The organism is Stenotrophomonas sp. SMYL89, from assembly GCF_036319985.1.
In the GTDB taxonomy this organism is placed as follows: Bacteria; Pseudomonadota; Gammaproteobacteria; order Xanthomonadales; family Xanthomonadaceae; genus Stenotrophomonas; species Stenotrophomonas maltophilia_Q.
The window spans coordinates 536049-555124 of sequence record NZ_JAWIRW010000001.1 but is presented as its reverse complement, the minus strand read 5'-3'; the positions used below and the strand labels follow the sequence as shown (position 1 = coordinate 555124).

17 protein-coding genes are annotated in these 19076 nt (G+C 66.7%); 7 read left to right on the top strand and 10 right to left on the bottom strand.

The window, feature by feature from the left end:
- Positions 1–182 precede the first annotated feature (182 nt).
- The 4 genes from hflD to V3B41_RS02535 are packed head-to-tail and all read right to left on the bottom strand — an operon-like array spanning position 183 to position 2866.
- Positions 183–797 carry a high frequency lysogenization protein HflD gene (gene hflD / locus V3B41_RS02550; RefSeq protein WP_125437020.1) on the bottom strand — a complete coding sequence of 205 codons (615 nt, stop codon included), beginning with the start codon at positions 795–797 and terminating at the stop codon, positions 183–185.
- Positions 794–1936: a tRNA 2-thiouridine(34) synthase MnmA gene (gene mnmA, locus V3B41_RS02545; protein ID WP_329859954.1), complete on the bottom strand. Its 1143-nt coding sequence runs from the start codon at positions 1934–1936 to the stop codon at positions 794–796. The genes hflD and mnmA overlap by 4 nt, the downstream gene beginning before the upstream one ends.
- Positions 1933–2394, bottom strand: a complete 462-nt coding sequence (locus V3B41_RS02540) for an NUDIX hydrolase (protein ID WP_111112595.1) — start codon at positions 2392–2394, stop codon at positions 1933–1935. The genes mnmA and V3B41_RS02540 overlap by 4 nt, the downstream gene beginning before the upstream one ends.
- Position 2395: 1 nt before the next feature.
- Positions 2396–2866 carry a hypothetical protein gene (locus V3B41_RS02535; protein ID WP_049427058.1) on the bottom strand — a complete coding sequence of 157 codons (471 nt, stop codon included), beginning with the start codon at positions 2864–2866 and terminating at the stop codon, positions 2396–2398.
- A gap of 112 nt (positions 2867–2978) precedes the next feature.
- On the opposite strand from V3B41_RS02535, the gene clpS reads away from it, so the two are divergent.
- Positions 2979–3305 carry an ATP-dependent Clp protease adapter ClpS gene (gene clpS / locus V3B41_RS02530; RefSeq protein WP_049432234.1) on the top strand — a complete coding sequence of 109 codons (327 nt, stop codon included), beginning with the start codon at positions 2979–2981 and terminating at the stop codon, positions 3303–3305.
- A gap of 201 nt (positions 3306–3506) precedes the next feature.
- Here the strand turns inward: clpS and V3B41_RS02525 are convergent, their stop codons facing one another.
- A complete protein-coding gene (locus V3B41_RS02525) occupies positions 3507–4319 on the bottom strand; it encodes an APH(6) family putative aminoglycoside O-phosphotransferase (RefSeq protein WP_049432229.1) in 813 nt (270 codons plus the stop codon).
- 138 nt (positions 4320–4457) lie between these two features.
- Between V3B41_RS02525 and clpA the strand changes: the two genes are divergently transcribed.
- Positions 4458–6743, top strand: a complete 2286-nt coding sequence (clpA, locus tag V3B41_RS02520) for an ATP-dependent Clp protease ATP-binding subunit ClpA (RefSeq protein WP_049432227.1) — start codon at positions 4458–4460, stop codon at positions 6741–6743.
- A 75-nt stretch (positions 6744–6818) separates the two neighbouring features.
- On the opposite strand, the gene V3B41_RS02515 is transcribed toward clpA, so the two are convergent.
- From V3B41_RS02515 to aat, 3 genes are all read right to left on the bottom strand, one after another.
- Positions 6819–7202: a hypothetical protein gene (locus V3B41_RS02515; RefSeq protein ID WP_197619132.1), complete on the bottom strand. Its 384-nt coding sequence runs from the start codon at positions 7200–7202 to the stop codon at positions 6819–6821.
- Positions 7203–7403: 201 nt separating this feature from the next.
- Positions 7404–7622 (bottom strand): translation initiation factor IF-1, encoded by a 219-nt coding sequence (gene infA / locus V3B41_RS02510; RefSeq protein WP_005409596.1) that lies wholly within the window; start codon positions 7620–7622, stop codon positions 7404–7406.
- Between the two features lie 86 nt (positions 7623–7708).
- Positions 7709–8449: a leucyl/phenylalanyl-tRNA--protein transferase gene (aat, locus tag V3B41_RS02505; RefSeq protein WP_197619313.1), complete on the bottom strand. Its 741-nt coding sequence runs from the start codon at positions 8447–8449 to the stop codon at positions 7709–7711.
- A 71-nt stretch (positions 8450–8520) separates the two neighbouring features.
- On the opposite strand from aat, the gene V3B41_RS02500 reads away from it, so the two are divergent.
- Positions 8521–9789, top strand: a complete 1269-nt coding sequence (locus V3B41_RS02500) for a hypothetical protein (RefSeq protein ID WP_197619134.1) — start codon at positions 8521–8523, stop codon at positions 9787–9789.
- A gap of 121 nt (positions 9790–9910) precedes the next feature.
- Here V3B41_RS02500 and V3B41_RS02495 read toward each other — a convergent pair whose 3' ends face one another.
- Both V3B41_RS02495 and trxB read right to left on the bottom strand, forming a co-directional pair.
- Positions 9911–11035, bottom strand: coding sequence for a GNAT family N-acetyltransferase (locus tag V3B41_RS02495; RefSeq protein ID WP_049432217.1), 1125 nt, complete (start codon positions 11033–11035; stop codon positions 9911–9913).
- Positions 11036–11137: 102 nt separating this feature from the next.
- A complete protein-coding gene (trxB, locus tag V3B41_RS02490; RefSeq protein WP_014037154.1) occupies positions 11138–12109 on the bottom strand; it encodes a thioredoxin-disulfide reductase in 972 nt (323 codons plus the stop codon).
- A 233-nt stretch (positions 12110–12342) separates the two neighbouring features.
- On the opposite strand from trxB, the gene V3B41_RS02485 reads away from it, so the two are divergent.
- The 4 genes from V3B41_RS02485 to V3B41_RS02470 all read left to right on the top strand — a co-directional run bounded on the left by V3B41_RS02485 (position 12343) and on the right by V3B41_RS02470 (position 18931).
- Positions 12343–14703, top strand: coding sequence for a DNA translocase FtsK (locus tag V3B41_RS02485; RefSeq protein WP_329859948.1), 2361 nt, complete (start codon positions 12343–12345; stop codon positions 14701–14703).
- Between the two features lie 39 nt (positions 14704–14742).
- Complete coding sequence (locus V3B41_RS02480; protein WP_329859946.1) at positions 14743–16686, top strand: DUF3857 domain-containing protein; 1944 nt, start codon at positions 14743–14745, stop codon at positions 16684–16686.
- A gap of 111 nt (positions 16687–16797) precedes the next feature.
- Positions 16798–17436 carry an outer membrane lipoprotein chaperone LolA gene (gene lolA / locus V3B41_RS02475; protein WP_049432212.1) on the top strand — a complete coding sequence of 213 codons (639 nt, stop codon included), beginning with the start codon at positions 16798–16800 and terminating at the stop codon, positions 17434–17436.
- A gap of 217 nt (positions 17437–17653) precedes the next feature.
- Positions 17654–18931 carry a replication-associated recombination protein A gene (locus V3B41_RS02470; RefSeq protein WP_227199431.1) on the top strand — a complete coding sequence of 426 codons (1278 nt, stop codon included), beginning with the start codon at positions 17654–17656 and terminating at the stop codon, positions 18929–18931.
- Positions 18932–19076 lie beyond the last annotated feature (145 nt).

Below are 19076 nucleotides of genomic sequence, written 5' to 3'. Positions count from 1 at the left end.
GCCGTACCCCCTTTCTCTTTAACGTCGATGTGCCTCGAAGTGCATTCTGAATGCGCCGGTTTTCCGGCGCTGGGCGGCTTCGGGGTCAGAGCCCTTTCCGTGCCGGAAAGGGATCCGACCCCTGGGTAGGCAGCGGCGGGGTCGGATCCCTTTTCATGGAAAAGGGCTCTGACCCCATGGGCTCACGCCAGCTGCCGGTCCACGGCCTCGATCATCGCCCTGCGGCTGAACAGGAAGTCCCAGTAGCTGCCGCCCAGCTGGCGCCACAGCACCGCCGAGCGCACCGCCGCCAGCAGCAGGGCGCGGATCTCGGCCACCACGCCGGCCTGGCCCAGGTAGTGCGGGTTGCCCTGCACCATCACCCGCGGCTTGAGGTGGCTGATGGTGTCCGCGTACAGGCCACCCAGGTTGGCCAGCACATCCGGATGGCCGCTGTCGCCCAGCTCGGTGGCCTGGCGCTGGGCGCGCTCGATGCCCGAGGCGACCTTGTTCACGGTGGCGCCGTCCTGCACGAAGCGGCGCTCCAGTTGCAGTACCGACAGGGCCAGCTTGGGCAGGATCGGGTCCTGGCCCTGGCTGCGGAAGTAGTTGTGCAGCAGGCGCAGGCCAGCCTTCAGTGCATGACGGTCACCGAACACCTCCTGCGGCGAGGACGCATCGACACGGAACACGCTGTCCACGGCGGTGCGCACGGCGGCGGCGTCGGAATGGCCGGTATCGGCGATGCGGCGTACCTGCTGCAGGGCCTGGGCAATGCCGGCCAGGGCCAGGACGCGGTCGTCGACAGTGAAACTCATGCAGCGATTACCTCAAAAGGGGAAGGGGTGGTGCGCAGGCGCTGTTCCAGCGGCGCATCGGTGGCGGCGATCACCGCGCCACCCAGGCACACATCACCGTCATACAGCACCAGCGATTGACCGGGGGTAACGGCGCGTTGCGGGCGCGCGAAGGTGACCAGCACGCTGCCATCGTCCAGCACCTCGACCGTACACGGCTCGTCGGGCTGGCGGTAGCGGGTCTGGGCGGTGCATTCGAAGCGCCGCGCCGGCGGCGAGCCGGCAATCCAGTGCGCGCGTTCCGAACGCAGGCGCCCGGACAGCATCCACGGGCTGTCGCGGTCCTGGTCCACGTACAGCACATTGCTGGCCACATCCTTGCCGACCACATACCACGGTGCAGCCGGGCGGCCACGCACGCCGCCGATGTTGAGTCCTTCGCGCTGGCCAAGGGTGAAATAGAACACGCCCGGATGTTCGGCGATGACGCTGCCGTCGGCCGGGTCGAGGATCTGGCCAGGCTTGGCCGGCAGGTAGCGGCCGAGGAACTCGCGGAAGTCGCGCTCGCCGATGAAGCAGATGCCGGTGGAGTCCTTCTTGGCGTGGGTCGGCAGACTGACGTCACGCGCGATCCGCCGCAGGTCGGTCTTTTCCAGGTCGCCGATCGGGAACAGGGTCGCCGACAGCTGTTCCTGGCCCAGCTGGTGCAGGAAGTAGCTCTGGTCCTTGGAGCGGTCGGCGCCACGCAGCAGCAGCCACTGGTGGCCGCGCTGGGCGACGCGCGCGTAGTGGCCGGTGGCGATGCGCTCGGCCCCCAGCTCGCGGGCGGCATCCAGGAAGTGCTTGAACTTCACTTCGCGGTTGCACAGCACGTCCGGGTTCGGCGTACGGCCGGCCGCGTACTCGGCCAGGAAGTGTTCGAACACGCCCTGCCAGTACTCGCTGGAGAAATCTCGGAAGTGGAAGGGAATGCCGAGCAGGCCGCATACCGCCACCGCATCGCGGCGGTCGTCCTCGGCGCGGCAGTCGCCGCTGCCATCGTCGGCCCAGTTCTGCATGAACAGGCCGGCCACGGCCTCACCCTGATGTACAAGGCGCCAGGCGGCGACCGAAGAGTCGACACCACCAGAGACGCCCACCATCACGCGCGGAGTGCTCATGCAACCTCCCGGACCAGCGAAAGCGGGTGGCGCTGGCCACCCAGGTAATCGGCCACCACCTGCCAGACCAGGGGGCTGCGCTGGCGTTCGCCGGCGGCCCGCAGCTCGGCCGGGGTCAGCCACAGTGCGCGATCAATGCCGGTGTCCAACGGCTGCGCCGGGTCGTGCGAGACCGGGCGCGCCGCATAGCAGAAACGCAGGAAGGTCGTGCCGTCGCCGGCCGTCCACTGGTAGCAGCCGATGAAATGGGTCAGCTGCACCGTCCAGCCGGTTTCCTCGCGGGTCTCGCGCAGGGCTGCCTCGGCCAGGCTTTCGCCGGGCTCGAGGTGGCCGGCCGGCTGGTTGAGCACCTGCCGGCCGTCAATGGTCTCTTCAACCAGCAGCACGCGGCCGCCGTCGACCACCACGGTGGCGACGGTGGCGTGCGGTGCCCAGCGCGGGTCCGGCGTGGCGTTCAACTCAGAACTCGTCCTTCTTGGTCAGTTCCAGCTCCATGGCGTCGGCGGTGCGGATGGCCGCATCGATGGCGTCGCTGAGCTGGTCGGCCGTGGCATCGGCGTCGATCTTCACCACGAACATGGCGGTGGTGTCCTGCTTTACCCAGCCGCCCATCTTGGCGTCCTGCGAATCTTCCAGCAGGCGGTTGGCCACGGCCACCGGGAACTGCTTGGTCTTGGCGCTGTAAGCCGGCGACCAGATCTCGCGGATGTTGTGGGTGCCGAAATCTTCCACCGCCGAGCGTACGTAGACCATCTGGGTGCGGTCACCCTCGACGTCGAAGACCATGCGGTAGTCGCCGTCCTCGTCGACTTCATAGGTGTAGCCCAGCTTGTCCAGGTGGCGGGCCACGGCCTTGTCGGCGTCCGCGGCAGCGGCGGAGCCGGATGCAGCCAGGGCGATCAGCAGGGTGGAGAGAAGCGTCCTTTTCATGAAGATCCTGTGAAACATTACTGAGAGAGGGTGCAATTGTGACGGCGGGCGTGCGTGCCGTCCAATCTGCGGCGGGCCGACGCAGGCTCGCCCGAGCCTCTATAATGACCCGATGCCCCATGAGTCTTCCCCCGATTCCCAGCACGAGCACGGCGTCGCCGTAGAGGCCGCGCACCCGGAAGTGGCGCCGCCGCCGTTCTACCAGGTGATGCTGCTCAACGACGACTACACCCCGATGGATTTCGTGGTGGACGTCCTGCAGCAGTTCTTCAGCATGGACCTGGACAAGGCCACGCAGGTGATGCTGCACGTCCATACCCGCGGCCGCGGCGTGTGCGGTGTGTTCACCCGCGAGGTGGCCGAGACCAAGGTTGCCCAGGTCAACGAGTACTCGCGGATGAACCAGCATCCGTTGCTGTGCACGATGGAAAAGGCCTGACCGGCTGCCGGTTCTCGTCCGGGTACACCGATCGTCAAGGCGTGCCGACGCCTGACGCATCGTGCCCACCAAGGTGGGCACCTACCAGGGCAGGAGCCTGTAGAGCCGAGCCCGCGCTCGGCTGCTGTTCGCCCAGGCATCCAGATTTCAGCCAGATTTCAGCCAGAAGCAGCCGAGCGCAGGCTCGGCTCTACAGCTGGGTCACGCTTCCGCGAGTGCCTCCAACGCCATTTGCGCCACCGTCTCATCGATGTCGGCGGGGTCGCCGTCATCCCGGAACCAGACCGCCGACAATCCCGTGCTGGCTGCGATCCAGCGCAGCAGGCGCGTGCGTTCCAGCCCAGCCAGCGCACTGACCTGTTGCAGCCGGGCGGCAAAGCGCTCCGATCGCGTCGCGACATGGATGCCGGGACCGCACAGGTCCGGGTTGCTGAACAGCGTGGTGTAGTCGAAGGCCCGGTCGCCCAGCAGTCGCTTCGGGTCGATCGCCAGCCAGCCGCGCGCGCCGAAATCCAGCACGTTGTCGTGGTGCAGGTCGCCATGCAGTGGCCTGATCTCCCGTTCGTCCTGCAGCAGCCCCTCCGCCAGTGATCTGCACTGTTCCAGCAGTGGCGGCAGCGCAGCCCTTGGCTGCAGCAGGTCGGCGAACCATGTACGCAGGCAGACCAGTTCCGCTGGCGTTGCGCTCCGTGGCCGGTGCAGCCGCTGCAGGACCTCGCACAGGATCGTCGTGCAGGCGTCGTCGTCGCCCTGGATCGAACGTTGCCGCAGCGAGTCGCCACCGGCACGCTCGATCAGGATTGCCGGCCCCTCGTGGGCCAGCAGTTGGGCAGCGCCGTCGCCAGCCCACCAGCGCAGCAGCCGATGGGCGTTCTGTTCCTCGGGTTCGTCGCTGACCTTCAGCATCGCCGGTTCGCCGGCGGCGGTCAGCACCGGCCAGAGGTGGGCGCGCGGCGTTTCGATGGCCTCGCCATCACGCCGCAATCGCCAGAGGCTCAGGTAGGGTTCGCTCATGCTGGGCGGGCTGTCCTGGAGTGAATGAAGATCAAGCGATGTGTACTGCTAACGCCATCTGAACGCAGCAATCCGCTAGGGTGATGGAAAACGCGTAGTCAGGCCGCATATTGTTCCCATCTGCCGCCGGAGTAATCCATGTTCAGCAAAGACCTCGAACACACCATCGGCCAGTGCTACAAGCGCGCCCGTGAGGCCCGGCATGAGTTCATGACGGTCGAACACCTGCTGTTGGCACTGCTCGACAACCCGTCCGCCCAGGCCGTACTGAAGGCCTGTGGTGCCGACGCCGAACGCCTGCGCCAGGAGCTGGAGCAGGCCATCGAGGCCTCCGTGTCCCGCCTGGCCGAGGATGACGGCCGCGATACCCAGCCGACGCTGGGCTTCCAGCGCGTGCTGCAGCGGGCCGTGTACCACGTGCAGTCCTCGGGCAAGAAGGAGGTCACCGGCGCTAACGTGCTGGTCGCCATCTTCGGCGAAAAGGACTCCCATGCCGTCTATTACCTCAACCAGCAGGATGTGACCCGGCTGGATGTGGTCAATTACCTTTCCCATGGCATCGCCAAGCTGGGCGAGGAGGGCGAGCAGCCGTCTTCGTCCTCGGAGGGCGAGAGCCGCATGGAAGGCGGGGAGGGCGAGCCTAAGGGGGATGCCCTGACCGAGTTCGCCAGCAACCTCAACGACCAGGCCCGGGCAGGTCGCATCGACCCGCTGGTCGGCCGTGCCGACGAGATCGAGCGGACCATCCAGGTCCTGTGCCGCCGCCGCAAGAACAACCCGCTGTACGTGGGTGAGGCGGGCGTGGGCAAGACGGCCATCGCCGAAGGCCTGGCCCGTCGCATCATCGAAGGCTCGGTGCCCGACGTGCTGGCCGACGCGGTGATCTACTCGCTCGACCTGGGCGCACTGGTAGCCGGTACCAAGTACCGTGGTGACTTCGAGAAGCGCCTGAAGAGCGTGCTGACGGCACTGAAGAAGGTGCCCAACGCGGTGCTGTTCATCGACGAGATCCACACCATCATCGGTGCCGGTTCGGCGTCGGGCGGCACCATGGATGCGTCCAACCTGATCAAGCCTGCGCTGGCGTCGGGCGAGCTGCGCTGCATCGGCTCGACCACCTTCCAGGAATATCGCGGCATCTTCGAGAAGGACCGGGCACTGGCCCGCCGCTTCCAGAAGATCGACATCGTCGAGCCGACCGTGGGCGAGACCTACGAGATCCTGCAGGGGCTGAAATCCAAGTACGAGCTGCATCACGGCGTGACCTACTCCGATGAGGCCCTGCAGGCCGCAGTGGACCTGTCCGTGAAGCACATCGGCGACCGCCTGCTGCCGGACAAGGCCATCGACGTGATCGACGAGGCCGGCGCCCGCCAGCGCCTGCTGCCCGAGGGGCAGCGCAAGGAGCTGATCGACGTCGAGGAGGTCGAGGCGATCGTGGCCAAGATGGCGCGCATCCCGGCCAAGCAGGTCAGCGCCACCGACAAGGATGTGCTGCAGCACCTGGAGCGCAACCTGAAGATGGTGATCTTCGGCCAGGATCCGGCCATTGAGACGCTGTCTTCGGCGATCAAGCTGGCCCGTTCAGGCCTGGGCAACCCGGAAAAGCCGATCGGCAACTTCCTGTTCGCCGGCCCGACCGGTGTCGGCAAGACCGAAGTGACCAAGCAGCTGGCGCTGCAGCTGGGCATCGAGCTGGTCCGCTTCGACATGTCCGAGTACATGGAGCCGCATTCGATCAGCCGGCTGATCGGCGCGCCTCCGGGCTACGTCGGCTTCGACCAGGGCGGCCTGCTGACCGAGAAGATCGTAAAGACGCCGCACTGCGTGCTGCTGCTGGATGAGATCGAGAAGGCGCATCCGGACATCTTCAACATCCTGTTGCAGGTGATGGACCGCGGCGTGCTGACCGATACCAACGGTCGTGAGGCCAACTTCAAGAACGTGGTGCTGGTGATGACCACCAATGCCGGCGCGGCGCAGGCCTCGCGGCGCTCGATCGGCTTCACCAAGCAGGACCATGCCACCGACGCGATGGAAACGATCCGCCGCAGCTTCACCCCGGAATTCCGCAACCGCCTCGACGCGGTGGTGCAGTTCCAGGCGCTGGGCTTCGAGCACATCCTGCGCGTGGTGGACAAGTTCCTGATCGAGCTGGAGATGCGCCTGCAGGAGAAGCACGTCAGCCTGTCGGCCACCCCGACTGCGCGCGATTGGCTGGCCCACCACGGATTCGACCCGCTGATGGGTGCCCGGCCCATGGCCCGCGTCATCCAGGACAAGGTCAAGCGCCCGCTGGCCGACGAACTGCTGTTCGGCAAGCTGGTGAACGGTGGCAAGGTCAGCATCGACGTGCGCGACGACGAGCTGGTGGTCGAAACCCAGGCCGAGCCGGAGCGCCTGTTGCCGGTGACGGTGGAGTAAATCCACGTCGGGCCGGTGCCCGATGTGGGCAGCGACAAGGGCGGCTTCGGCCGCCCTTGTTGCATGTACCAAAACTTAACGCCCCTGCTGTGCCAGCCGCCTGAAGGTTGCCGCGTCGATCGGCTCGATCCGGGTCACAGTGCAGTGGTTGCTGTCTGTCTTCAGCGTACTGCGGGCGTCACCGCAGATCCGTTCAGGGGTGCTGGGGGTGAAGAAGACGTAGCTGGCCGAGGCGGCAGCGCCCAGGCAGCGCTTCTGCAGATGCACCCGATAGTGGCTGTCACCGTCGCGCAGCAGCACCTCGCGTTCCGTGCTGGAAGGGCGGATATCGCGATTGGCGCCGAGAGCGATGCACTCGGATGCATTGGAGGGCTTTGTGGGTTCAGCGGCGAATGCCGCCAGGGGCAGGCTGGCCAGCAGAACTGCCGGCAGCAGGACGTGCGGGAGCAGGGCGTTCATGATCGGGCGGGGGTAGCGATCCGGACTGGATCGGATCCCACGATGCCGCGGCGGCTGCAAGCGCGAATCTGCCGCAAGCGGGGCTGACCGACGCCACGGTGAGCTCGGTCACGGTGACCTCCGGCAGGGCCGGATTCCGGACATGACAAAAGGCCAGCAACCAGGGCTGGCCTTGTCGAAATGGCGCCAGGCGCCGACCGCTTACTTCATGCGGTAGGTGATACGGCCCTTGGTCAGGTCGTACGGGGTCATTTCAACCTTGACCCGGTCACCGGTGAGGATGCGGATGTAGTTCTTGCGCATGCGGCCGGAGATATGGGCGATGATTTCGTGCCCATTTTCCAGGCGAACGCGGAAAGTGGTGTTCGGCAGCGTCTCGCTGACGGTGCCCTCGAACTCGATGGAATCGTCTTTCGACATGTAGTCCTGTGCGGTTCAGAAAACGGCCACGCTGGGCCTAAGGCGCAGTATTTTACGCGTGACGGCGCCAGCTTGCAAAGTTTGTGTTAACCCCCGGCCAAACGCCGTGCTGGCAAGCGTCCGACCGCCCGTGTCCATGGGCCCTCCCGGCCGTCACCGCGCACGGCCCGGCGCACGTGCTGCAGGAATTCCGCGCGCGGGAGGTGCTCGGCACCCATCCGCAGCAGGTGCGGATTCTCCACCTGGGCATCGATCAGTTCCCAGCCCCAACCATGCAGAGTGGAGGCCAGGGCGGCCAGGGCGATCTTGGAGCCGCCGCTGGCGCCACTGAACATGCTCTCGCCAAAGAACATCGACCCGATTGCCACCCCGTAGATGCCACCGACCAGGGTCTCCCGGTCCCAGACTTCGAACGAATGGGCGAAGCCCAGGTCGTGCAGCTGGCTGTAGGCCTCGACCATCGCCGGGCTGATCCAGGTGCCATCCTGGCCGGGCCGTGGTGCCGCCGCGCAGGCACGCATCACGCGGCTGAAAGCGGTGTCGGCGGTGACCTCCCACGTACTGCTACGCAGCTGGCGGCGGAACCGGCTGGACAGATGCACGCCCTCGGTGCGGAACACCACGCGCGGGTCCGGTGACCACCACAGGATCGGCTCGCCCTCGCTGAACCATGGGAAGATGCCGCCAGCGTAGGCATTGAGCAGGCGCACAGGGTGCAGGTCACCACCGATGGCGAGCAGGCCATCAGGCTGGCGCAGCGCGGTCTCGGCCGGAGGAAAGGGGGCGTCCGGCGTATCGGCCAGGCGCCAGGGCAGCTGGCGGGTCATGCCGGCATTGTATTCGTCGTGGTGATCGGCGATGTCTGGCACCATCAGTCTCCATCGGCAAGGAGCCCCGCATGAGTGAGTCGATCAGTGCCATCCTCGATGTGCACGACACCCCGCGCACCCGCAACGACAGCCAGAACATGCTGCTGTCGCTGGCCGGCGAGGCGCCGGATCAGCTCGGCGAACTGATCCGGGTTGCGCTGGCGCGTCGCTCACCGGCTTCAGCCTTTCTCGACATGGCGTTGGACCTGCTGCCCGATGAAGCTGTCGAGCCGGTCTGTGCAGACGCCTGGCGCCGCTATCGTGACGGCGAGCGCGGTGAACTGCTGGCCAGCGTGCTGGAGTTCGCCAGCTACCAGGCGCCGCAGGTGCTGCAGGATGACTGGGAGGCGTTGCTGGCGGTGGCCATTGAAGATGAGCTGCAGCTGGCCTCACAGGTGTGGCAGGGCTTGCCCCCTGCCATTGCCGCACACTGGGCGCAGGTCCTGGCCGAAGCCGACGATGATCGCGAAATGGCGAGGGCCAGGGCGTTGCTGTTGGCTGCCCAGCCAGAGACCTACGCCGTTGCCCGCGGCTACGTGGTCGACTGGGGGCGGCTGGATGCCGAGGTCTGGGCGCACTGGGCCGGCGTCGCCGACGGACCGCAGCCGCGGCGCCTGCATGGGGAGCGGCCGCTGCACATCCGCTTCGGCCGCGAGCAGCATCGCGCGCAGCAGGCGGACGAACCGAGCTGGCGCAAGCGCATCTGGCGCCTGCACCCGACCTGGAATGGGGGACGGGTGCATCATGCTGGGCACATGGGAGGACCGCTGGAGGCGCTGTGTGGCAGCTGCGATGCGCCGCTGCAGCGCCTGTTGCGAACCGACGCTGCCGCGCTGCAGCCAGGCGCGGCGGGTGAGATCACGCTGGGCCTGTGCCTGGACTGCTGCGGCTGGGAAGATCCGCCCGTGCGTTTCTATCGCCACGATGCCAGCGGCCTGCCCAGCTGCCACCCCAGCCAGCGTCTGGAGGTGCCGGCGACGCCGACCGACAGCGGTGACCTGATGCAGGCCGAGGTCGGCCTGGCCGCCATGGATACCTCGCGCTGGCGGCAGCAGGACTGGGGACAGTCCAATCATCGGCAGAACCTGTCGCGCGTGGGCGGCGCACCGAGCTGGGTGCAGAGTGCCTGGTATCCGGCGTGCATCGATTGCGGCGAGGAAATGCACTTCGTGATGCAGCTGGACTCGACGCTGCCGACCACCGGTGGAGGCGCGCTGCTATGGGGCAGTGGCGGCATGCTCTACACGTTCTGGTGTGCGAAGTGCCGGGTGAGCGGGCACTTCTGGCAGTGCACCTGAGTACAGCGTCCTCGCCATCGCTCGCGACTCTACGAATGCGTGCGGCTCTCGCTATTGCTCTGGTGGGTGCCACCCTTGGTTGGCACGCTTTTGGCTGTGCCCAAGTCGAGCAAGCTCGACTCTACGGCTCTACGCGGAACGGCCCATGCCCCTGCAACTCCTGCTGGTAGCGACGCACATCGCGACGCTCCTGCCGGCACCAGTCCTGCAGTGCTTCTGCAAAGTCCGCATCAGCCACCCAGTGCCGGCTGCGTACCAGCGTCGGCAGGAAGCCCCGCGCCAGCTTGTGCTCGCCCTGCGCGCCCGGCTCGAAACGGATCAACCCTTCGCGCAGGCAGTATTCGATGCCCTGGTAGTAGCAGGCTTCGAAGTGCAGGCCGGGCAGGGTGGCGCCGCCCCAATAGCGGCCGTACAGGGTGTCGCCACCGCGCAGGCACAGCGCGCCGGCAATCGGCTCGCCGTCCTGTTCGGCCAGGAACAGCACCAGCCCGCGGCCCAATGAAATGGCCAGATGGCGCAGGAAGGCCTCGGTCAGCGCCGGGGCGTTGCCGTACTCGAGGAACGTCTGCAGATAGAAGCGGTACATCGCCTGCAGGTCGGCGCGGCTGGCCTCGTCGCCATGCACCACGCGGAAGGTGATGCCCTGGCGGGTGACCTTGGCGCGTTCCTGGCGGATGTTCTTGCGGTGCTTGTGGTTCATCGCACCGAGGAACTGGTCGAATGTCGTCCAGTCACCGGGGTTCTGCCACTGGAACTGCACGTCTTCGCGCAGCAGCCAGTCATCGCCGAAAAGCGCCTCGTCCACTGCGGTGTGGAAGTTGATATGGGCCGAGGACACGTCCAGCGTTGGCAGCGCCTCGCGCAATGCCGACAGCACCGTGGCGCGCCCTGAATGGTGACGGGCCAGCAACCGCGGGCCGGTGACCGGCGAGTACGGCACCGCGCCCAGCCACTTCGGATAGTAGTCGCGGCCATGACGGGCATACGCGTTGGCCCAGGCATGGTCGAACACGAATTCGCCGTGCGAATTGGTTTTCAGGTAGCCGGGAATGGCGCCGACCAGCGTGCCGCCCTCCCACAGCGTGAAGTGCCGGGGCTGCCAGCCCCAGTCCTCGCGCAGGCAACCGTGCTGTTCAAGTCCGGAAAGGAAGGCGTGGCTGACGAAGGGGTTGCGGCCGTCGTGCAGGGCATCCCAGTCGGTCGCGGCAATGGACTGCAGGGAGTCGAGGAAGCGGGGGGAAGACATGGGGGAAGGATAGGGCAGATGAAACAGAAAGGCCGACGCACTGGCGTCGGCCTATCATCCGGAGTCGGGCCTGGCTCGACCCTACAGGAGCGGGTCAGCCTCTCAGCTGGCCTTGCCCTGGGCGTCCAGGTAGCGCTCGGCATCCAGTGCGGCCATGCAGCCGAAGCCGGCCGAGGTGATCGCCTGGCGGTAGTGCTGGTCGGCCACGTCGCCGGCGGCGAACACGCCTTCCACCGACGTCTGCGTGGCATTGCCACCCAGGCCCGAGCGGATCTCCAGGTAGCCGTTGTTCATCGCCAGCTGGCCGTCGAACAGGGTGGTGTTCGGGTGATGGCCGATGGCCACGAAAAAGCCGTGGGCATCGATGTCGCGGGTGCTGCCGTCCAGGGTGGACTTCACGCGCACACCGGTCACGCCGGCGTCGTTGCCCAGCACTTCCTCCACCTGGTGGTGCCAGACGGTCTCGATCTTGCCTTCGGCCACCTTCTTGAACAGCTTGTCCTGCATGATCTTTTCCGCCTTCAGGGTGTCGCGGCGGTGGACCAGGTAGACCTTGCGGGCGATGTTGGACAGGTACAGGGCCTCTTCCACGGCGGTGTTGCCGCCGCCGACCACGACCACGTCCTGGTCGCGGTAGAAGAAGCCGTCGCAGGTGGCGCAGGCGGACACGCCGCGGCCCTTGAACTCGTCCTCGGTCGGGATGCCCAGGTACTTGGCGGTGGCGCCGGTGGCGATGATCAGCGCGTCGCAGGTGTATTCGTGGCTGTCACCGATCAGCTTGAACGGGCGCTGGGACACGTCGGCGGTGTGGATGTGGTCGAAGATGACCTCGGTCTCGAAGCGCTCGGCATGGGCCTGCATGCGCGCCATCAGGTCCGGGCCCATCAGGCCGTGGGCGTCACCTGGCCAGTTGTCCACCTCGGTGGTGGTCATCAGCTGGCCGCCCTGCTGCAGGCCGGTGATGACAACCGGCTTCAGGTTGGCGCGGGCGGCGTAGACGGCGGCGGTCCAACCGGCCGGGCCGGAACCGAGGATGACGAGGCGCTGGTGGCGGGAGGGCAGGCTGGTGCTCATGTAGACTCGCGAAAAGGTAGATGGGACAAGGCGCTGGCGATGTTTGCGCAGCATCCGTGGCTGGTCATAGAGTGGCGGCTGGGGCAGGGCGATTCAAGCCGATGAACAGAACGCCGTCATCCCGCGGTGGTTCCGGCCCTCCGATTGCCCTGTCAGATGTCGCATAACTGAAAACTGACGCCGTCTCATTTATTATCAATCACTAACAGCGCATTCCAAAGGTATGGTCTAAGGTGGCGAAGCAGGTCCCCGAACGCTCCAAGTCCGACGACAGCAAGGCGTCACGTCGCACGGCCGCGGCGGCGACGACCGACAATCCACGCCGCCAACGCCTCTGGCGCGACCTTGGCCTGATCGCCATCGCGCCAGCGCTGCTGTATCTGGCGGCCAGTCTGTTCACCTATTCAGCAACCGACCCGGGCTGGTCGCACACCGGCAGCGTGGTCGCACCGGTTCACAACCTCGGCGGCCGCGCCGGGGCCTGGATCGCCGACGTGCTGCTGCAGCTGTTCGGCTACATCGCCTTCCTGCTGCCGGTGGTGCTCGGCGCACTGGCGTGGATCGCCATGTTCGGCCTCAAGCGCGAGAGCAAGGGCGAGAACGACCTGGACCCGGCGCTGCGCCTGGTCGGCCTGGTCGGTTTCCTGATTGCCGGCACCGGCTTCCTGCATGTGCGCCTGTTCAGTGGCGATGTCTCCAGTGCCGGCGGCATCCTCGGCAAGCTGGTGGGCAACTCGCTCACCGTGGGCTTCGGCGCGCTGGGCGCGAACCTGTTCGTGCTGGTGCTGCTGCTGGCTTCGATCACGCTGGCCACCGGGCTGTCCTGGTTCACGGTGATGGAGAAGATCGGCCGCGGGGTGATGTCGCTGGCGCCGCTGCTGGCGCGCAAGAAGGAAGAAGTCACCGAGTGGCAGCAGACGCGGGTGATGCGCGAGGAGCGCCAGGAAGTGCGCAAGGCCGACGCCGAGGTGCGCGCCAAGCGTGAGCCGGTGAAGATCGAGCCGCGCCCGGAGCCGGTGATCGAGAAGAGTGACCGGGCCAAGCGCGATACGCAGATTCCGATGTTCCGTGGCGTCAACGGCGATGGTTCGGACCTGCCGCCGCTGGCCCTGCTGGACGACCCCAAGCCGCAGCCGGTGGGCTACGACAAGGAAACCCTGGACGCGCTGTCGCGACAGATCGAGTTCAAGCTGAAGGACTTCCGCATCGACGCCCAGGTGGTCGGCGCCAACCCCGGTCCGGTCATCACCCGCTTCGAGATCGAGCCCGCGCCGGGCATCAAGGTCAGCCAGATCAGTTCGCTGGACAAGGACATCGCGCGTGGCCTGTCGGTGAAGTCGGTGCGCGTGGTCGACGTGATTCCGGGCAAGTCGGTGATCGGCCTGGAAATCCCCAACGTCACCCGCGAGATGATCTACCTCTCCGAACTGCTGCGGTCGAAGGAGTATGACAAGTCGGCCAGCGTGCTGACCCTGGCGCTGGGCAAGGACATCGCTGGCCGCTCTACCGTGGCCGACCTGGCGCGCATGCCGCACCTGCTGGTGGCCGGCACCACCGGTTCGGGCAAGTCGGTGGCGGTCAACGCGATGGTGCTGAGCCTGCTGTTCAAGGCCTCGCCGAAAGACCTGCGGATGCTGATGATCGACCCGAAGATGCTCGAACTGAGCGTCTACCAGGGCATTCCGCACCTGCTGGCGCCGGTGGTCACCGACATGAAGGAGGCTGCCAACGGCCTGCGCTGGTGCGTGGCCGAGATGGAGCGCCGCTACAAGCTGATGAGCGCTGTAGGCGTGCGCAACCTGGCCGGCTTCAACAAGAAGGTGAAGGAAGCCCAGGATGCCGGCCAGCCGTTGATGGACCCGCTGTTCAAGCCGAACCCCGAGCTGGGCGAGGCGCCGCGCCCGCTGGAAACGCTGCCGTTCATCGTCATCTTCATCGACGAATTCGCCGACATGATGATGATCGTCGGCAAGAAGGTGGAAGAGCTGATCGCGCGACTGGCACAGAAGGCGCGTGCGGCCGGCATCCACCTGATCCTGGCCACGCAGCGCCCGTCGGTGGACGTGATCACCGGCCTGATCAAGGCCAACATCCCGACCCGCATCGCCTTCCAGGTCAGCTCCAAGATCGACTCGCGCACCATCCTCGACCAGTCCGGCGCGGAAACCCTGCTCGGCCACGGCGACATGCTGTACCTGCCGCCGGGCACCGCGCTGCCCGAGCGCGTGCATGGTGCGTTCGTGTCCGACGATGAAGTGCATCGCGTGGTCGAGCACCTCAAGGCGATGGGTCCGGCCGACTATGTCGACGGCGTGCTGGACGAAGTGCAGACAATGGGCGACGGCGTGGTCGTCGGCGCCACCGGGCTGCCGGAGAACAGTTCGTCCGGCGACGAGTCCGACCCGTTGTATGACGAAGCACTGCGGGTGGTGACCGAGACCCGCCGTGCCTCGATTTCCGGCGTGCAGCGCCGGCTGAAGATCGGCTACAACCGTGCAGCGCGACTGATCGAGGCCATGGAAGCGGCCGGGGTGGTCAGCCCGCCCGAGCACAACGGCGACCGCACGGTGCTGGCACCGCCGCCGCCGAAGTAAGAACCGACGTATCCCCCACGACGTCCAAGGAACCGACGCATGCTTCACCCCGTACCAAGCGCGCTGGCGCTGGCGCTGGCAGCCTTGATGGCTGCCGGCCCGGCACTGGCAGACACCGCCACCTCCGCGCCCGCCACGGCGCCGCCTTCCACCCGCGGCGATACCGAAGCCAGCAACAATTTCAGCATTGTCCGTTACCGCGCCGACTACCAGGTGCGGCCCGATGCGGGCAATGTGCAGACCGAAATCTACGAAGTGCTGCTCAAGACCAAGGCCTCCGTCGAGCAGTTCAGCCAGGTGCGGCTGAGCTACAGCGAGAAGATGGAAACGCTGGAAGTGCTCGGCGCCTACACCATCACCGCCGACGGCCAGCGCCGCGACGTGCCGGCCGATCGCATCTACACCCAGGAGAGCTACTCCAGCGCTTCGGCGGCGATGTACGCCGATCGCAAGGTGCGGGTGATCGTGTTCCCCAACCTGGCCCCGGGCACGCGCCTGTACTACCAGGTGCGCCGCACGCAGGCCACGCCGTACTTCCCGGGCTACTTCGGCCTGTGGGAGACGTTCAATGTGTTTACCGAGTACGAGGACGCCGAGGTCACCCTGAGTGCGCCGGCCAACCTGCCCATGTTCGTCGACAGCCGTGGCGTGCAGGGCAGTGATCGCCCGACGGTGAAGAACGGCCAGGCGCAGTGGCGCTGGCGCTACCAGCGTCGCGAAGCCATGCCGGCACAGAACTGGTCGGCGGCGGGCTGGGAGTTCGGCCCGAACATCATGGCCAGTACCTATCGTGACTGGTCGCAGATGGGTCGCGCCTACCAGCTCAAGGCGGGCCCGGCGGCCGAGGTGACCCCGGCGCTGCAGGCGCTGGCTGATGAGATCACCGCTGGTATCAGCGACCGCCGCGAGCAGGCGGACGCGCTGTACCGCTGGGTTGCGCAGAACATCCGCTATGTGGCGGTGTACCTGGGCAATGGCGGCCTGGAGCCGAACAGTGCGCAGAGCATCCTCGACAACCACTACGGTGACTGCAAGGATCACGTCACGATCCTGGAGGCGCTGCTGGCGGCCAAGGGCATCGCCAGTTCGCCGGTGCTGATCGGTGCCGGTGGTGGACCGACGCTGCCGAAGATCCCGGTGCTGGGCCGCTTCAACCACGCCATCACCTACATTCCCGAGTTCGATCTGTACCTGGATTCGACCACCGCGTGGGCGCGTTTCGGCCAGCTGCCGGAAGGTGACCTCGGTGCGCCGGTGATGCGCACGCGCGATGCCACGCTGGCGCGCACCCCGGCCAATACGCCGGAACGCAATGCCACCTCGATGGACGTGCGTTTCACCTTCGACGCCAACGGCAACCTGCGCGGCGAGACCATTCCGAAGCTTGGCGAGAACGCCGAGATCGGCATGCGCGCCCAGTTCTCCCAGCTCAACGCACAGAACCGTGCGCGCGCTGAAGAGCAGATCATGGCCGCGTCCGGTTTCGACGGGCGAGGACAGCTGCAGATCCAGGGCGTGCCGGTCGACCTGACCCGGCCGTTCGGCTATCGCATGGCGTTCCAGGCCGAGGACTACGCCGACTTCAGCGTGGCCGGTGGCATGGCGGTGCCGGATCCGCCAGGTGGGGAGTCGGTGCGCGGCCTGTACGCCACCGCCTCGGCGCCCGCCAACGAGACGCCGTTCTACTGCAATGCCAGCCTGCGCGAGGAAACCTACCGCCTGCAGTTCCCGGCCAATGCACCGATCATCGCCATTCCGGCCAGCCAGCGCTTCGCCAACGCGGCCGGCGAGTATCGGGTGGACTGGAGCCGCGAAGGCCAGGAGGTCACCGTGCATCATCGCCTGCAGCAGAACGCGGTGCGCGGGCCGGAGGCGTTGTGCCAGCCGCAGGACTATCCGGCGTTCCGCGCGCTGTATCGCGAAGTGCGGCGCGGCTTCCGTGGCCAGGTGCTGTACGGCAGGCTGCCCGGCTCGGGCGGCTGAATCGCCGATGGACGTTAGGGGCGGCATAATGTCGCCCTGATCGCCCATTCATCTTTACCCGGGCACACTGGCAACCACCTTTCCTGGCGCCCGCGCCCACAGGATTTCCGCATGAACTTCCGCTTCCGCCGTTTCCTTGCCACCACCACCCTGGCCGTGGCCTGCGCCGCCGCCGGCAGCGCCTGGGCCGGCGCCCGCGATGACCTGAAGACCTTCACCAGTGGCCTGAAGGGCCTGGATGGGCAGTTCAACCAGCAGGTGTTCGACAGCCGCGGCAAGGTGAAGGAATCGACCAGTGGCCGTGTGGCGCTGTCGGCGCCGCGCCTGTTCCGTTGGGAGTACGTGCGCCCGCACGAGCAGCTGATCGTGGCCGACGGCAAGAAGGTCTGGATGTACGAGCCGGACCTGGAGCAGGCCACCGTGCGCGAGCAGGGCAAGGAAGAGCAGAACAGCCCGCTGACCGCGCTGATCAACCCGGCGCTGCTGGAACAGCAGTACGACGTCAGCGAAGAGGCCGCACAGCGTGATGGCCTGCAGTGGCTGTCGCTGTCGCCGAAGCGCGAAACCGAGGCCAGCTTCCAGTACGCCGCGCTGGGCTTCAACGCCCAGGGCCTGGCGAAGATGGAGATCACCGACGCCGTGGGCCAGCGTACCGTGATCAGCTTCAGTGGCTGGAAGCGCAACCCGGGCTTCGCCGCCGGCACCTTCAGTTTCACCCCGCCGAAGGGCACCGACGTCATCGGCAATTGATGGGTGACGCCGGGCCTGGCCCGGCGCTACCTGCTCTGGGGGTGCCAACCGGCACCGCCTTGGTGGGTGTCGACCAGCACCGCCCTGGTGGGTGCCAACCTTGGTTGGCACGCTCTCACGGTACAATGGGCAGGTGGCAAGACATCGTTCAACTTCCTTCCCCGGCCCCGATCTGCTGAGCGTCGATCGGGATCACCTGCGCCCGCTGGCCGAGCGCATGCGCCCGCGAACCCTCGACGAGATGGTCGGGCAGAAGCGCCTGCTGGCGCCGGACAGCGCGCTGCGTCGCGCGGTCGAATCCGGCCGCGTGCATTCGATGATCCTGTGGGGGCCGCCCGGCTGCGGCAAGACCACGCTGGCGCTGCTGCTGGCCGAGTACTCCGACGCTGAATTCCGTGCCATCTCCGCCGTGCTGTCCGGTCTGCCGGAAGTGCGCCAGGTGCTGGCCGAGGCCGCGCAGCGCTTCGCCGAAGGCCGCCGCACCGTGCTGTTCGTAGACGAGGTGCACCGCTTCAACAAGGCGCAGCAGGATGCGTTCCTGCCGCACATTGAACGCGGCACCATCCTGTTCGTTGGTGCCACCACTGAAAATCCATCATTCGAACTGAACTCGGCGCTGCTGTCGCGTTGCCGCGTGCATGTGCTGGAGGCGGTCTCGCCAACCGATATCGTCGAGGCGCTGGAGCGTGCACTGGGTGACCGCGAGCGGGGACTGGGCGAAGAGGGCATCGAGGTCGCGCCCGAGCTGCTGCTGGAAATCGCCACCGCTGCCGACGGTGATGTGCGCCGTGCGCTGACGTTGCTGGAAATCGCCGCCGAGCTGGCAGGCGGGGAGGGCGGGCGCATCACGCCGCAGACCCTGACCCAGGTGTTGGCCGATCGTACCCGTCGCTTCGACAAGGGCGGTGAGCAGTTCTACGACCAGATCTCGGCGCTGCACAAATCGGTACGCAGCTCCAACCCCGATGCAGCGCTGTACTGGCTGACCCGCATGCTCGATGGCGGTTGCGATCCGTCGTATCTGGCGCGCCGGCTGACCCGCATGGCCATCGAGGATATCGGCCTGGCTGATCCGCGTGCGCAGAGCATGGCGCTGGAGGCCTGGGACATCTACGAGCGGCTGGGCAGCCCGGAGGGCGAGCTGGCGTTCGCGCAGCTGGTGCTCTATCTGGCCAGCACCGCCAAGTCGAACGCTGGCTACGCGGCCTTCAACCAGGCCAAGGCCGACGTGCGCGAGAGTGGTACCGAAGAGGTGCCGCTGCACCTGCGCAACGCGCCGACCAAACTGATGAAAGAGCTCGGCTACGGCGCTGAGTACCAGTACGACCATGATGCCGAAGGGGGCATCGCGCTGGACCAGACCGGTTTCCCGGACGCGATGGGCGAGCGCGTGTACTACAACCCGGTGCCGCGTGGCCTGGAAATCAAGCTGAAGGAAAAGCTGGACCGGCTGCGCGCCGAGCGCGAGGCGGCAAGGGCCGCGAAGGGCCGCTGACCCAGCTTCTGTAGAGTCGAGCCATGCTCGACTTCGCTCCTGCGCCGGTTACGGGTGCCTTCTGGAACAGCAGCCGAGCATGGCTCGGCTCTACAGAGGGCAATGGCAGTCGAGCATGGTTCGTCGCCACATTGTTCTGTGCGCG